At 39.7% G+C, this 14,529-nt stretch carries 15 protein-coding genes; 5 read left to right on the top strand and 10 right to left on the bottom strand.

Translation table 11 applies throughout. The annotated features are described in order from the left end of the window. The first annotated feature begins 3 nt into the window (after positions 1–3). The 5 genes from ACN20O_RS08585 to ACN20O_RS08565 are packed head-to-tail and all read left to right on the top strand — an operon-like array spanning position 4 to position 4,821. Positions 4–435, top strand: a complete 432-nt coding sequence (locus tag ACN20O_RS08585) for a DUF8042 domain-containing protein (RefSeq protein ID WP_491639031.1) — start codon at positions 4–6, stop codon at positions 433–435. Next, positions 387–1,904: a sensor histidine kinase gene (locus tag ACN20O_RS08580; protein ID WP_491639029.1), complete on the top strand. Its 1,518-nt coding sequence runs from the start codon at positions 387–389 to the stop codon at positions 1,902–1,904. Before ACN20O_RS08585 ends, ACN20O_RS08580 begins: the two co-directional genes overlap by 49 nt. 16 nt (positions 1,905–1,920) lie before the next feature. Further along, positions 1,921–2,304: a response regulator gene (locus ACN20O_RS08575; protein ID WP_158649506.1), complete on the top strand. Its 384-nt coding sequence runs from the start codon at positions 1,921–1,923 to the stop codon at positions 2,302–2,304. After that, positions 2,291–3,193 carry an NAD(+)/NADH kinase gene (locus ACN20O_RS08570; protein ID WP_491639027.1) on the top strand — a complete coding sequence of 301 codons (903 nt, stop codon included), beginning with the start codon at positions 2,291–2,293 and terminating at the stop codon, positions 3,191–3,193. Before ACN20O_RS08575 ends, ACN20O_RS08570 begins: the two co-directional genes overlap by 14 nt. Then, the gene (locus ACN20O_RS08565; RefSeq protein WP_491639025.1) at positions 3,190–4,821 is read left to right on the top strand and encodes a DNA repair protein RecN; all 1,632 of its coding nucleotides are present in this window, start codon (positions 3,190–3,192) and stop codon (positions 4,819–4,821) included. Before ACN20O_RS08570 ends, ACN20O_RS08565 begins: the two co-directional genes overlap by 4 nt. On the opposite strand, the gene ACN20O_RS08560 is transcribed toward ACN20O_RS08565, so the two are convergent. The 10 genes from ACN20O_RS08560 to ACN20O_RS08515 form a co-directional block, all read right to left on the bottom strand. Next, positions 4,818–5,579 carry a UDP-2,3-diacylglucosamine diphosphatase gene (locus ACN20O_RS08560; protein ID WP_491639023.1) on the bottom strand — a complete coding sequence of 254 codons (762 nt, stop codon included), beginning with the start codon at positions 5,577–5,579 and terminating at the stop codon, positions 4,818–4,820. The two genes, ACN20O_RS08565 and ACN20O_RS08560, sit on opposite strands and share 4 nt — an antisense overlap. 40 nt (positions 5,580–5,619) lie before the next feature. Then, positions 5,620–6,327 (bottom strand): PilZ domain-containing protein, encoded by a 708-nt coding sequence (locus tag ACN20O_RS08555; RefSeq protein WP_491639021.1) that lies wholly within the window; start codon positions 6,325–6,327, stop codon positions 5,620–5,622. A 126-nt stretch (positions 6,328–6,453) separates the two neighbouring features. Next, complete coding sequence (locus ACN20O_RS08550; protein WP_491639019.1) at positions 6,454–7,287, bottom strand: flagellin N-terminal helical domain-containing protein; 834 nt, start codon at positions 7,285–7,287, stop codon at positions 6,454–6,456. A 449-nt stretch (positions 7,288–7,736) separates the two neighbouring features. After that, entirely contained in the window at positions 7,737–8,570 is an 834-nt protein-coding gene (locus ACN20O_RS08545; protein ID WP_491639017.1) for a flagellin N-terminal helical domain-containing protein, read from the bottom strand. Positions 8,571–8,861: 291 nt separating this feature from the next. Then, positions 8,862–9,695: a flagellin N-terminal helical domain-containing protein gene (locus ACN20O_RS08540; RefSeq protein ID WP_491639015.1), complete on the bottom strand. Its 834-nt coding sequence runs from the start codon at positions 9,693–9,695 to the stop codon at positions 8,862–8,864. A 259-nt stretch (positions 9,696–9,954) separates the two neighbouring features. After that, positions 9,955–10,416, bottom strand: coding sequence for a D-glycero-beta-D-manno-heptose 1-phosphate adenylyltransferase (rfaE2, locus tag ACN20O_RS08535; RefSeq protein ID WP_491639013.1), 462 nt, complete (start codon positions 10,414–10,416; stop codon positions 9,955–9,957). A 4-nt stretch (positions 10,417–10,420) separates the two neighbouring features. Continuing rightward, positions 10,421–11,191: an RDD family protein gene (locus ACN20O_RS08530; RefSeq protein ID WP_491639011.1), complete on the bottom strand. Its 771-nt coding sequence runs from the start codon at positions 11,189–11,191 to the stop codon at positions 10,421–10,423. 78 nt (positions 11,192–11,269) lie between these two features. After that, entirely contained in the window at positions 11,270–11,968 is a 699-nt protein-coding gene (locus ACN20O_RS08525; protein WP_491639009.1) for a 16S rRNA (uracil(1498)-N(3))-methyltransferase, read from the bottom strand. Further along, positions 11,965–12,942 (bottom strand): 50S ribosomal protein L11 methyltransferase, encoded by a 978-nt coding sequence (locus ACN20O_RS08520; protein ID WP_491639007.1) that lies wholly within the window; start codon positions 12,940–12,942, stop codon positions 11,965–11,967. The genes ACN20O_RS08525 and ACN20O_RS08520 overlap by 4 nt, the downstream gene beginning before the upstream one ends. Then, the gene (locus ACN20O_RS08515) at positions 12,932–14,458 is read right to left on the bottom strand and encodes an ABC transporter substrate-binding protein (RefSeq protein WP_491639005.1); all 1,527 of its coding nucleotides are present in this window, start codon (positions 14,456–14,458) and stop codon (positions 12,932–12,934) included. Before ACN20O_RS08515 ends, ACN20O_RS08520 begins: the two co-directional genes overlap by 11 nt. Positions 14,459–14,529: the final 71 nt, after the last annotated feature.

Below are 14,529 nucleotides of genomic sequence, written 5' to 3'. Positions count from 1 at the left end.
CTTATGACGTCTTTAAACAAAGAAACGAAACAAACATCGCTGGATCTTGCCTTTGAATCAATTGATTCATGTTTTGGATACGTAGACTACATTACCGCTCAAATTCAAAAACTTATTACTCAATACAACTCAGGTGAAGTCGACACGGCTCACCAGTCATTTGTTGAAGTCATCGATCTTATGGATCTTTATATCCAACTGGTCTCACGCGTATACCACGTCTTAAGAACAGACCTTGAGCAAATGAATTTCAAAGATGAGAGCATCCAAAAACTTGAAATCCACCTTCTTTCAGTAATGAAGGCCCTTCTTCAGGCGAAAGAAAAAAATGACACGATCATGCTTTGTGACTTGCTAGAGTATGAACTGGTCGATAACCTTACTCAGTGGAAGATCAAAGTTTTACCAGAATTAAAGAAATTAAAAAATTACTAAGCTCGGGTAACCTCGAGCTTAATTCTCTTGAATTCAAATCAAAACCTATCCGCTTCACCCGCAGCAGCTTTGAAAAAAAGGTGCTGAACTCTATTAAGTCTGGCAAGGCCCACGACTTAGAAAGAAAATACTTACATAAAGAAGAGTTGAGAAAGCTGCTTTTTTCTATCGGTGAAGTTAAAGAACTTCCGGCAGAAATCCTGCGCCTTCCATCGCTGTCTTCTTTTGAATCCTGCCACGTGCTCGTTCATGAGAAAGGAAAACCTGTAGGACAAAACTATTACGCTTATCACGGAGAAAATCAGGAAACCAAGCTGATTGCCGTTCAGAATTTTAACTCGCTATTTAACCTGGTTAAAAAAAGTAAAAACAAAATCTTTAATCAATCATTGAGTTTAAAAGATGACTTATCCGTTGTTGGAAACTTCCTGGCGCGCGAAATTGATTTAAAAAACTACTCTGTTATTTACCTCATTTCCCGCAACTCTTTTCTTCCTCCAAGCATGGAGGAACAAGATGAATTCCAGGCGCTCTCGGCCTTTTTACACCCGCTTCTTCTAAAGATTCTGGATAAAGAAAAAAATGATTTAAAAAAAGAAGTCCTAAGGAAATCATTAGAAAACTTCCCTGAAAAGATCGCTGTCAAAAAAAATAACCATACTGTTTTTACCAACAAAACAGATGAAACAGCTTATGAAAATTCTAACCTGATGATCTTCCCGATTGAAGGCGAAGAGCCCATGAGTATGGAGCTTTCAAATATTAGTAAAGACCAGATCTCTACCGAGCTCTATCACTCTCAGCGCGTTTCTCTTTTAGGAGAGCTACTCAACACGCTTCAACATGAACTTTCCAATCCGCTTTTTGGTCTCAATCTCACAAGTTCTATTTTAGAAAGTGAAGCCACTAACCCGGAGACAGAGAGTGTCTTGAATGAAATCTCGCAAAATGCGAACCGTTCACAGACCATTATTAAAAACTTCTCCAACCTTTACAACGATCAACAGGAATTTAAAAAAGTGAACCTGTATCGTTTTATGGAAGAAGTTATTACGCTGACAAAAAGTGAAACCAAAGAAATTGCTAAATCAATTCAATGTATTGGTTTTGAGCAAAACCTTGAGATCATCACCAACCCGACGATTCTGACGCAAATCATCTTTAACCTGATTATCAATGCGGCCCAAGCGATTAAAGAACACAACAGTGACTATCGCAAAAATAATATCACCATCAAACTGGTTAAGAGCGAAGGAAACCTTGAGATTTCTGTGATTGACGATGGGCCAGGTGTCAAGGCCGAACACATTTCGACGATTTTTCAGCCGTTTTTTACTACCAAAGATTCCGGAACCGGACTTGGGCTTTCTATCTGCCAAAACCTGGCCCACCAGCTAGGAACTAAAATCGAATTTAAAAACAATTCCCCTTTATTAGGTGCAACTTTCTCGATAAACTTACCTGGTTAGCCCAAGGAGTTATATCTTGAAGAGAATTCTACTCATCGAAGATGAGCCACTGATTCAAAAATCGCTGAAAAAGCTTTTAGAAAAACGTGGTGCTGAAGTTACTGTGGAAAGCCGCGGTCGCGACGCGATCGGACTGATTCTTAACCAGCAATTCGACAGAATCATCTGTGATCTTATGCTTCAAGACATCTCTGGCTTCGACGTCATCGAAGAGGCTAAGGGTCGCTACACAATGTCTGAAATTAGCAAACTTTTTATTATCATTACTGCCTACAGTTCTCCACACGTTATTGAGAAAGCCACTCAGTACGGGTGCATGCTTTTATCGAAGCCATTTGAGAACATTGATGAGGCCCTCAATATTTTCATGTCTTCGGGAGGCACTGGTGGCCCAAGTTAAAAATATCACTATCGTACTAAAACCAAAGGTCACTTCAGAATTTGAAAGTATTCTTCCCAACCTGGCTTCGTGGCTACACAGAAGAAAGAAAACCGTCTTCTTTCTTTCAAAAGAAAAAGACCGACTGACAAAACTTTTTAAAGGCGATCTTAAAAACCTAAACTTCGTTGAAGAAAAAAACCTGCACGACAATACTGACCTGATCATCACGATGGGTGGTGACGGGACTCTTATTGGTGTCAGCAGAAATGTAAAAAAATCTTCTCCTCCGATTTTCGGAGTGAACATGGGTCACCTTGGTTTCATTACTGAATTTTCTAAAGTTGAGTTCTTTGACCAGCTTGAAGAAACCCTTCGTGGAAACTATAAGCTCACGACACTTTCACTGTATCAAGTTGAAGTGTTTAAAAAGGGCAAAGTGATTTTCAAAGGAAACTTTTTGAATGACCTGGTTATTAACAACAATCAGATCTCAAGGATGCTCACTCTTTCTGTTGAATCAGAAGGAGAGCATATTTATAACCTTTCTGGAGATGGTTTAATTATCAGCTCTCCGATTGGTTCAACGGCTTACTCTCTGGCAGCAGGTGGGCCGATCATTAACCCTAAAGTTAATGCTATTACCATGACTCCAATCTGCGCCCACAGCTTAACTCACAGACCGCTTGTTATCCCTGATAACACAAGTGTCACGATCAAAGCTGCTAAGCCAGATGAAATGATAAAACTCACACTTGATGGCCAGCAGGCCTTTGTCATCAGTTCTCAGGAAACAGTCCGCGTGACCAAGAAGAAATCGCTGAATGTCCGCCTGATTAAAAATACCGACCGCACATACTTTAGAACGCTCAAAGAGAAATTCACACACGGAATGAGGGATACTAAATGAAAACAAATGAAACACTTTATTTGAAATCATTAAACTTGCAGAACTTCGCTACTTTTGAAAATCAAGAAATCCAGTTTGATATTAAATTCAACGCCATCGTAGGTGAGACTGGTTCAGGAAAAAGTTTAATCCTGGATGCTCTTCAGATTATCTTCGGCGCTCGCGCTGATAAAAAACTCATCAGAAAGAATGCTGAGTTTGCCACGATTGAAGCGGTGTTTTCGACAAACGATCAGACAATTAAAACATACTTCCACGATATCGGTCACCCATTTGATGGAAACGAAATCGTGGTTAAAAGAATCATTTTCGCAAATGAAAGCTCTAAGTCATATCTTAACTTCCAGTCTTGTTCAGCGTCCCTATTAAGCTCATTTGCAAAACGTTTTGTAGACCTTGTAGGGCAATTTGAAAACCAGAAACTTCTAAGTGAAGACTATCAACTGGTTCTACTTGACTCATACGCGGGCCTTGAAGGCGACATTAAAGATTACCAGAACCTATTCTCGCAATTAAGTGCGTTTAGAAAAGACTTCAATGACCTGATCCAGGAAAAGAATCTTAGAGCGCAAAGAGAAGATTACGTTCGCTTCCAGCTTGAAGAACTAGAGAGACTAACTCCAAGCCTTGAAGATGAAGCTGAGCTGCTTAAGAAAAAAGACCTGATCTTAAACGTAGAAAAGAGACAACAAGTTCTTGGGTCTCTAGCAAGTGCCATTTCTGAAGACGAGATCAACTTACTAGACCTTTTAAAAACTTGTTTAAGTAAAGCGGATAAGAGTGGTGGGGTCGTTTCAGAAGAAATCACTGCGAAACTTTACGAAGTGAAGGCGCTTTTAGAAGACGTTTCATACGACCTGTCTAAAGACCTAAACGCGACTCCTGAGGATGAAAACATCGAAGAGATCATGGATCGTCTTGATACTTACCAAAAACTAAAGAGAAAGTTCGGTGGATCGACTGAAGAAATGATTAAGGCCTTTGCGGAATTCCGTGCTGAACTTGATTCATTCTTCCAGGTTGATGACAAGATCGCCCTGATCTCAAAGAAGATCAGTGACCTTGAAAACCGTTGCCAGACTTTTGCTGAAGAACTTCACAATATCAGAAAGGCGAGGGCTGAAGCTCTTTCTCAAGAACTCACAAATAAAGTTCGCGACCTGAAAATGAATGGAGCTACTTTAAAAATCAACGTTAATAAGAATGAAGCTCTAGGCGCTAAAGGGTTCTCTAAAATTGACTTTATCGCTGAAACAAACCCGGGAGAAGGATTCTTTAAAGTTAAAGAAATCGCCTCAGGTGGAGAGCTTTCAAGAATTCTTCTAGCTGTAAGACAAATTCTTTCAAGCAACGATACAATTTCTGTGTTCCTTTTTGATGAAATCGATACTGGTATCGGCGGTGAAACGGCTATCTCAATCGGAAAATCACTTCAATCAGTAGCTGAATACTCTCAGGTCCTGGCGATCACTCACCTTCCTCAGATCGCTAGTTTCGCTACTCAAATCATCAATGTCTCTAAGACAACAAAAGTGATCGAAGACCAACCAAGAACTGTCTCGATTATCGAACTTGCAATGGGCGCTCAAAGAGAGGGTTTCATTCGCGCCATGAATCCTGAAGTTTAAAAAATTGATTTAAAGCTTATATCTCCATCTTCGATGGAGATATAGGTTTTTGTATGTTGAGCGTAGCCGTTATTGATGTATTCAAATCCAGACGGTGAAACATAATGATCTTTTACATGACTATGGCCTAAAACAATTACATCAAAAGTACGCTTCTTGTGAAAGACTTCCACTGACAATCTAAAATTATCTTTAACCGGAGCAAGGTCTGCTTCAGTTGAGTAGCGCTTATTGTTTCTCTTACGTGATTTTTCGGCCGAGTACTCACCGATTCCTTTGATTAAAAAATGCGGCATTAGATAATTAGCGTAGTAGCGCAGAGGAGGTGATGTTACTACGGCCTTAAAGAGTTTATAGCTTGGATTATTAAGCTCGATATCATCCCCGTGGGCGAGGTAAATCTTTTTCCCGCCATTCATAAATTCAAAGAATGGGGCCATAGAAAAAAGGGCAGGGTCGAGGTCTGCGTGGACCATAAAAAACTTTCTATAAAGAAGTTTAATATGAAAGTCGTGATTTCCTTCTACGTAACAGATATGCGTCCCATTTTTCATCAGCTTTTTAATTTCATCAAAGTAGGCCTGGTAACGAACAAAGTACTGCGTAAGTGGCCCAATCATCAGGTCAAAAATATCACCTAACAAAAAGACAACATCGCTCGATTGAACGTCAGGATTTCTTAAAAATGTCAAAAGCAGATCTTCGGCCTGGTCTCCGGCCCTTTTAATGTGAACATCTGATATGGCAGAAAATTTCATAAGCCATTATCGAATGTTTTACGACTTCTGTAAATTGGCACTAGTTAGCTTTTTTAACATGGGCCTGAAGCAAAGACTGGTGAGTAATGAATTCTACCAGGTATTCTTTGTCTTCTTTGGTCATTTCCATAAAACGGAAAGCGATTTTGTAACCGCCGTAAGGAAGTGTATCCAGCTTAAAACGATCAATTGTTATTGCATTTACACATTCGGCCTTAACTTTTAGTTTTCTGCCAAATACGTCCAGAGTCATTAGTGGAAACTCTCTTCCACGAGTGACAACAACCTTATCTGTTTTGGGAAGGATAATGGCAAATCCACCAATGCTGATATCGAAGATGGATTTCTTAATAGGAAGTTTATTGAGTTCGAAATTCACATAACACGTTTTTGTCGGCTGAAGCCTTTCGTGCTTTCTTCTTTCGTAAAACGAATAATCTTTTGGAGGATAAAGTTTAACGACTTTTCCACCAGAGACACTTTTTAATTCTGTAGAGAAAGAAACAGAGAGCTCCGGTACATAAATGTTCATCATGCGGTCACCGGAAATAACTTTAGCAAGTATTTCAACCTGCTCTGCTTTCACTTCTAATTCAATTTCGTTGTAGTCTTTTCTAAAGGCTTTCACCTTGAGTTCGCATTTTTCTACAACTCCGCCGAGAGATTGCCACGCAAAAAAAGAAAAATTCCCCTGGACTGCTTCTACAATCATTCGGTCAAAATCTTTTCCTCTTTTTTGCTCTTTCATAAAAGCTCTCTTTTTATTCTGTTAGTTCCTAAAAACCTCTCCCTCACAGGAGAGGTTTGGGGATTTAACAGAAGATTCTCATTTTTATCAAACCGGGAGATCGCTCTCCCGGAATTTATTTTTTAATTAACCAATCAGTCTTAGTGCAGAGTTTGGAATCCCGTTAGCTTGCGCTAGTGTAGACACCGCTGCGTTCTTTACTACCTGGTTCGAAGAAAGTGCAGCTGTTGCTTCTGCTACGTCTACGTCCTGGATAACTGATCTTGCAGAGTCCTGGTTGATTGTCTGAACTTCAAGGTTCTTGATAGTCGATTGAAGTCTTGACTGAATCGATCCAAGGTTAGCTCTTTGTCCCGATACTTTTTCAATCGCTTTATCGATTGATCCGATTGAACTTAAAGCATCATCTTTATTTGCAATATTTGTGCTTGCGATTCCAATTGATGAAGCTGAAGAATCAGATTCACTTGAATCGAAAGTAATTCTGTTTTGTTCACCAGCAAATGCTCCAACCTGGAAATCCATCGAGCCTTTACCTTTACCGTTTAGAAGTTGTGTTCCGTTGAACACTGTTGATTCAGAAATACGGTCAATTTCTTTTGAAAGCTGTTGATATTCTTTATCAAGGAATCCTCTTTCCTGATCACCAACTGTATCTGAAGCAGCTTGGATCGTTAGCTCGCGAAGACGGATAAGGATGTTTGATGTTTCGTTTAGTCCCCCTTCTGCAGTTTGAACTAATGACACACCGTCGTTCGCGTTTCTTGAAGCTTGTCTTAGACCTTTAGTCTGAGCTTCTAAGTTAGTCGCGATCGCAAGTCCGGCAGCATCGTCAGATGCTTTTGTGATTCTCTTACCTGAAGAAAGTTTTTCTAACTGGCCGTTACCAGCGTTAGATACTTCCTTTAAGTTCTTTTGAACGTTTTGAGATGCAATGTTTGTAGCAATTCTTAAACCCATGATAGTCTCCTGTTTTAAAGAAGGTCCCCACCCTCTTTTTTGTTATTGACTGCTTTTGTCAGTCAAACAACCTATCGAAACGTTCGGGCAAATACTTAAGCAAATTGCTTTGATCGGATAAAATAAAATGAATATTGGCTGAAAAATTGATGGGTTAGATAAGAAAATAATTTGATAAAAATGCTCTAATCAAGTACTCGCAATGCTAAAAATCAAGCCCAAAAAAACCCTCCCGCCTATATTTGCGGGGAAGCGGGAGGGTTGGGCTTAAGTATTAGAACATAACAACCATTGCGTAATCATTATGTCCTATGGAGACTACTTAAATTCAAATTCTACTTACTTCACTAGTTACTCTATTCAGAGTGAGTTAGCTTTTTTTGAGAAAGAGAGCGCATCGACTCAGACTGTGTAACAACCCACAGGAGGAGCGCTCTTCTTAGTCAAGCTTACCCAATCAATCTAAGAGCAGAGTTCGGGATACCGTTTGCCTGAGCTAGAGTTGAAACCGCAGCGTTCTTAACAACTTGGTTAGAAGCAAGGTTTGCAGTAGCTTCAGCAACATCCACATCCTGAATAACTGAGCGAGCACTATCTTGGTTAATTGTCTGAACTTCTAGGTTCTTCACAGTAGACTGTAGTCTTGACTGGATAGATCCAAGGTTAGCTCTTTGTCCTGATACTTTCTCAATCGCTTTATCGATGTTTGAAATCGCATCAAGAGCACCATCTTTTTCAGAGATCGAAGTTCCTGCTACACCGATTGAAGATGCTGATGAATCAGACTCTCCAGAATCAAATGTAATTCTATTTTGTTCACCGGCAAAAGCACCAACCTGGAAATCCATTGAGCCTTTTCCTTCACCGTTTAGAAGTTGTGTTCCGTTGAACACTGTAGACTCAGAGATACGGTCAATTTCTTTTGTTAGCTGTTGGTATTCTTTATCAAGGAATCCTCTTTCTTGCTCTCCTACAGTGTCTGAAGAGGCTTGGATTGTTAACTCACGAAGACGAGTAAGAATGTTAGTCGTTTCGTTTAATCCCCCTTCAGCAGTCTGAACAAGTGAGATACCGTCGTTAGCGTTTCTTGTCGCTTGTCTTAGACCTTTAGTCTGAGCTTCCAAGTTAGTCGAGATCGCTAATCCCGCAGCATCGTCAGATGCCTTTGTAATTCTTTTACCAGATGAAAGTTTTTCAAGCGCCGAGTTCCCCGCGTTTGAAACTTCCTTCAAGTTCTTTTGAACGTTCTGAGAGGCAATGTTGGTTGCAATTCTTAAACCCATGATATTCTCCATTTTTTCGAGGGCCCCCGCCCTCTTTTGTTAATATCTGATGTTTTTTATCAGACAAAAACTAGATCGGATTAGTCGGTTAAAAACTTAAGTCCTTTGCTCGGTTAATCCTAAGAATTATCAGAGTTCTTTTTTTAATTAATGAGTTAGAGATGATAAAAGAAAACGAATTGGCACTGTTTATGCTTTAAAAGAAGGATTGAATGAGGTCTTAATAGGCCGGTAGAAATAAAAAAGGCCCTCTTTCGAGGGCCCTACTTTGTTTTAAGAATGTTTTTCTAATTAGCCAATCAGTTTTAGTGCAGCTGAACCAGAGTTGTTAGCTTGCGATAGAACTGAAGTTGAAGCGGCAGAAAGGATGTTCGATTTTGCCATTTCAGCAGACTCAGCTGCGATATCTGCATCTCTAATACGAGAGTTAGCAGCAGCTAGGTTCTCAGTTCTAGTTTCAAGGTTAGAAATAGTAGACTGTAGTCTGTTTTGTAAAGCACCTAGAGAAGCGCGGTTACCGTTAACAGCGTTAATTGCGCTATCGATCTTTTCAAGGTTCTCTTGCGCATTAACCTTAGTCTGTACTCCTAGTCCTTCAATTCCAAGGTCAGCGATTCTCGCGCTTGACTCTTGTGGCTTATATGAAAGACGATCGTTTTTAGCGTCGTTCATAATACCAACCTGGAATTCCATTGTTTCACCTTCACCAGTTAACAGTTGTTTCCCGTTAAACTGAGTTGAGCTTGCAATTCTCTCTACCTCTTGAGATAGATGTTGAAATTCAAGGTCTGCAAACTTTCTTTCAGTATCACCAACAGTATCAGAAGCAGCTTGAACAGAAAGTTCTCTAAGTCTGATTAGAACGTTAGATACTTCGTTTAATCCACCTTCAGCTGTCTGGATCATTGAGATACCATCTCCAGCGTTTCTTGTAGCCTGTTGAGAACCACGGATGTTAGCTTTTAACTTTTCCGAGATTGCTAAACCTGCTGCATCGTCACCAGCTTTGTTAATTCTTGAACCAGAAGACAACTTTGCAAGTGTATCAGCTTTTTTTGCTTCAACTTGTGCTAGTGAACTCTGTGCTCTTAATGATTGCGTGTTTGTGTTAATTCTTAATCCCATACTAATCTCCTAGAATCATGCCTTCCTCCTTAAAATTTAAGATTCAAACAACCTTGTATGAATCCTTGTTAATTTAAGCTCGCTGTCCCATCAGCTTGCTTGATGTAAATATCGGAGTAAAAAAAAACGAACTAAAGTACTTTTTTTAAAAAAAAGGCAATAATTTCCATTACTTGATAAAACTGATTTGCTCGGGTATTAAAAAATTTTGTGTGATTTCATGAGGTTAGCAAATGTCTAACTTGATGATTTTACTAGACTAATGCTTGCCTTGGACGGCCTTGATGAGGTTGCTCGTAGAATATCCGTTTTTAAACATGAGGCTCTTAACTTCGCCCCCACGAGAAAGAACAAATTCTGATCCTACTATTTGATCTGGTTTCCAGTCTCCACCTTTAACCAACACATCAGGCTTAATAAGCTTGATGATCTCTAGCGGTGTCTCTTCTGTGAAGATCTGAACACAATCAACAGATTTAAGATTTAAAAGCATGCTACCACGGTCTTTTTCATTGTTGATCGGACGATCCGGGCCTTTAAGTTTTCTTACGCTCTCATCAGAATTGATGGCCACAATAAGTAAATCTCCCTGGGCCTTAGCTTCGTTGAGATACTCTACGTGCCCTAAATGAAGAATGTCGAAGCATCCATTGGTAAAAACAATTTTTTTACCTTTGTTTTCTTCAATGAATTTTAATGTGGCAGGTGAGAGCTGTTCCATAATTTTATTTTACCACTTTTGTATCTGATAAACGCCCTTGGAAATCCAGAAGCATTGGCAGAAACAGCGCCACGCCAGAAAGCAGAGAGATAAGTGCACGAGTGAAAGTGTGCTTTACAGACACTTCAGATCCATCAGCTTTTACCAATCTGATTCCAAAGATCGTTTTCCCCGGAGTTGAGCTTAAATCTAATATTGTAAAATACAAAAGGTAATAAATAGAGAAGATGGCTGCACCAAAGGCTGCTAGATCCTGAGTTGAAATCAGGCGAGAGTACATGTGAAATTCAATTCCTGAAGCAAAAACTAACAAGGCTCCAGTTAGGGCCACAAAGCTCGCGATCACTAGCACATCAACAATCCAGGCAAAAAATTGTGAGGTTTGTGCTGCTGTCTTTTTTGATGCAGCTTTTTCAGCTTTCACTTCTTCTTTTTTAATTGGTTGTTCAAATAGGTTTGGAACTTCCATTGTCGGAGCAGGTTTAGTTGTCCCGTAGAAAGCTTCAAGTCCAGAAGGAAGATGACTTCCCACTGTTGTTTTTGGTTGAGACACACTTGGCATTGAGCTTAGAGAAGACATTGGCGTTTTTGTAGGAGCAAATGGCTTCACTTCTTTTGGCGCAGGTTTAAACGATGGACGTTTGACGTCATGGTGGAAACCAAGACCTTTAGTCATCGGCTTAAATGAATCTTCACTAATTTGGAATTCATCGAGGTCAATTTGAATTTGTTTTGCATCTTTTGAAGACGAAAATGAATGAGATTCTTGATTCATATTCTACCTTGATCAGTTGTGTGTTTCTAAAATTAGAATCCCACAAACAATACAAAGCATCAATGGATTTTTTGATTCTTATTTAGGGCCGTTTTGGGTCGCGAGCAAATAACCTACCGAAGATGCGACCGCTGTTGGCGCTCTTAGAATTGGAGTGGCCAAATGAATCTCAAGAACACTGTTGTAGGCACCAATGGCCGACACTTCTTCAGGCGAAAATCCACCTTCTGGTCCAATGAGAATTGTCTTTTTTGGGCCCTGCATCTGCTCTTTTTTGGCTTCTCTTGGACGCGAATTAAAAAAGACAATGGTTTCCTGGTGTTCTTTTAAAAAAGCTCCCAACTCTCTTTGTTCATGAATGATTGGGAAAAAAGGATTGTTAGATTGAATCAAAGCACTTTCCAAAATTCTCTGCACGCGCTCACTTGGAGCATATTCATACTGAGAGTATTCTGAAACAAGAGGGTGGATCTCATTAATCCCTAACTCGACTGCCATTTTTAAAATATCTTCAAAAGCATCTTTTTTTGGCATGGCCACGGCCAGTGACAATTGATGTTTTGGTATAAATGTTTCGCTTTTAAGAACTTTGATCTCAATCGTATTTTTAGCTACTGATAAAACCTTGCAGGTCAGAATTGAACCTTTGCCGTTTAAAAGTAGAAGGTCTTCATTGGCCCTAATGCGCACAACATTTAAGTGATGAGCGGCATCGCCTGTCACTACGATGGTTTCATTGTCTGAGACATTATCAAAGGAATGAAAAACAGCTCTCAAGCTTTATCCTTGAATAAAATGGCACTCCAGTCGCCTTTAGAAACAACTGATACTTTCTCCATATGTGAGTACGCGTTTGCGATCGTTTCAACTTGATGATTCAGGATGCCTGAAACAATCAGGTAACCTCCGCTCTTTACGGAAGCATCAATCGTCGGCTTTTCGCTGATGAGGACGTGCTCAAGAATATTGGCAAAAACCAAATCGTATTTTTTAGGATTGTATCGCTCTCTAATAACCAGCTCTGTCCCTTGCAGATTCTCTCCGGCAAAGTTTAGTACTAAATTTTGAGTGCAGTTTTCCAATGCACTTCTATCAATATCTACAAAATGAGTTTGCATCTGTTTTGTTTTCATCGCTGCAATTCCCAGGATCCCTGAGCCACAACCAAAATCAAGACAAGTGCTCTTATTGTTAAAATCATTCATTACCTGGTCAAAAAGCACCATGCAAAGAAAAGTCGTCTCATGTGTTCCCGTTCCAAAGCCCATACCCGGATAGATATAAACTTGATGGCGAGCTTTTTTTACATGAGTGTCTGCCATCCATTCTGGGATGATTTCGATATTGTCTGAAACGTGAATTGGATTATAAAACTTCTTCCACTCTGCGTTCCAGTCTTCAAAGTCCCTTTGAGCGGAGTAAAGTGAAAGCTCCGGATAATTCTCTTTAATAAATGAAATGAAGTCTGCGGCGTTTTGCTCGAAATCACCTTCGTAAAAGAAATATTTGTAAGTCACATTATCCTGATTAATCGTCGCTTCTTGAACTTCATCAATCAGCGTCTCTGGGATATCTCCGCCCGAATAAGCGCGCTCGCCTAAGATTTCATCAACGCGAGCTTCTTCTAGCGAAAACTCTTCTACGCCATCACAATCAAAATCTTCGAGCGCATAAGCATTGATTGATGGCGCCGACTCAATAGTCGCGCGGTTATATCCAAGGAGAACGAAATTAAATTTTTTATTTTTCACAGTTTTTCTCAAGCGTTTTTAAAGGGTAGAAGCTTCCAGTTGATTCCAGCTTAATGTCGGATAAACAACTTCTTCCAATCCAGATAATATTCAAGTGCCACAGGTTAATGTTGGCGTAGTCTTCGTTAATCATTTTTAGTGCTTGTTTGTAAAGGGCCGTGCGCTTTTGGGCGTTAGTTTCGACCGTCGCTTGGTCTAAAACTGCATCTACTTGTGGGTTGTTATAACCGACACGATTCCCGCCCTTCGGGGGAGTGTTCCCGGAGTGAAAAACAAATTTCAGCATATCCGGCCCAGTGAACCCTACCCATTGTCCGACAACGATATCAAACTTTCCGGCCTTAAACGCACTCATGTATGTTCCCCATTCCTGAATAGAGATATTCACAATCATTCCTTCTTTTTCCAGGTAATGCTGAAGAACTTCTGCAATCTCGATACTTGCTTTATTGTTATTAACTTTCCAGTCAACTTCTAAAAGCTTTCCATCTTTTTCCAGAATACCATTTTTATTTTTCTTCCAACCAGCTTCCTTTAAAAGCTGTCGAGCTAAATTGATATCATTTCTTTCCACATCTGCTGGCTCATACATATCGCCAAAAGCAGGGGAGAACATACCAATTGAGAGAACCGCTGTGTTTTTTAATTTGTACTCTAAAATTTCTTTTCTTGGAATAAGAAGTGAAAAGGCCTTTCTCACTCTGATATCCTTAAACAAGTCGCGCTTATGGTTAAGCCCCATAAACTGGAAATTCCCGCTCGCCATTTCCCAAACCTTGATTCCCGGCTGAGACTTAAGCCAGAAAACTTTTCGTGGAGACATATTGGCCACTGTCAGATCGATTTCTTTATTGATGAGTTTTAAAGCGAGAGTTGTTTCATCTTTTACAACTTTAAAAACCAGGACTGGTTTTTCTTTATTTCTTGGTTCAACCACAATTTCCAGAGGCTGAATATCTTTTAAAACATAATCACCGCACCCGATGATATCTAATGGTTCAAACGTTTCTTTATTTAAATCGTTAATTTTAACAATTTTTAGAAGTGAAAGGTTTGAAAGGTTTTCCAGAGAGAAATTCTTAAAAACAATCTCTACTGTTTTTTCATCTTTTACATTTACTGCTTCGATTGATTCGTAAGCTCCCATAAAAGTTGATTTGATCTTTTCATTTTTAGCAAAGTATTCATACGACTTCTTTACGTCCTCAGCTGTTACGGCTGTATTATCTGAAAATGTCAGTCCGGGGCGAAGAGTGAAAGTGAAGACATGTTTTGGCCCATTCATCTTTTCTTCGTATTTTTCGCAGGCAACACAAATAAATTGCATTTTCTCATTGAAATCCACTAAAGAGGCATGAACCAGGCGGTTAATGTTCTGTGAATTAGCATCAGTTGAATAAAATGGTGCCAGATTGTTCGGGCTGGCCGAAATAGCGATGTTAATTCTTTCTGCGCCCATTGCACTTTGAAATAACACAGTCACGAATACGACAATTAGCGCTTGAATCAACTTCATTAATCCTCTTCCTTCTTTCTTTTGTAACACCTTTAATTTATCATTTTATACAGAAAAAACCAATTGAGGAG

It is taken from the genome of Bacteriovorax sp. As-1 (assembly GCF_058446905.1).
This window is presented reverse-complemented; position numbering and strand designations above follow the sequence as displayed.

Coding starts and splice junctions, on each gene's coding strand:
- rfaE2 (WP_491639013.1), bottom strand. CDS start 10,416: ATGGAACAGCTCTCACCTGCCACATTAAAATTCATTGAAGAAAACAAA.
- ACN20O_RS08540 (WP_491639015.1), bottom strand. CDS start 9,695: ATGGGATTAAGAATTAACACAAACACGCAATCATTAAGAGCACAGAGT.
- ACN20O_RS08565 (WP_491639025.1), top strand. CDS start 3,190: ATGAAAACAAATGAAACACTTTATTTGAAATCATTAAACTTGCAGAAC.
- ACN20O_RS08560 (WP_491639023.1), bottom strand. CDS start 5,579: ATGAAATTTTCTGCCATATCAGATGTTCACATTAAAAGGGCCGGAGAC.
- ACN20O_RS08555 (WP_491639021.1), bottom strand. CDS start 6,327: ATGAAAGAGCAAAAAAGAGGAAAAGATTTTGACCGAATGATTGTAGAA.
- ACN20O_RS08585 (WP_491639031.1), top strand. CDS start 4: ATGACGTCTTTAAACAAAGAAACGAAACAAACATCGCTGGATCTTGCC.
- ACN20O_RS08545 (WP_491639017.1), bottom strand. CDS start 8,570: ATGGGTTTAAGAATTGCAACCAACATTGCCTCTCAGAACGTTCAAAAG.
- ACN20O_RS08515 (WP_491639005.1), bottom strand. CDS start 14,458: ATGAAGTTGATTCAAGCGCTAATTGTCGTATTCGTGACTGTGTTATTT.
- ACN20O_RS08530 (WP_491639011.1), bottom strand. CDS start 11,191: ATGAATCAAGAATCTCATTCATTTTCGTCTTCAAAAGATGCAAAACAA.
- ACN20O_RS08550 (WP_491639019.1), bottom strand. CDS start 7,287: ATGGGTTTAAGAATTGCTACAAACATTGCATCTCAAAACGTTCAAAAG.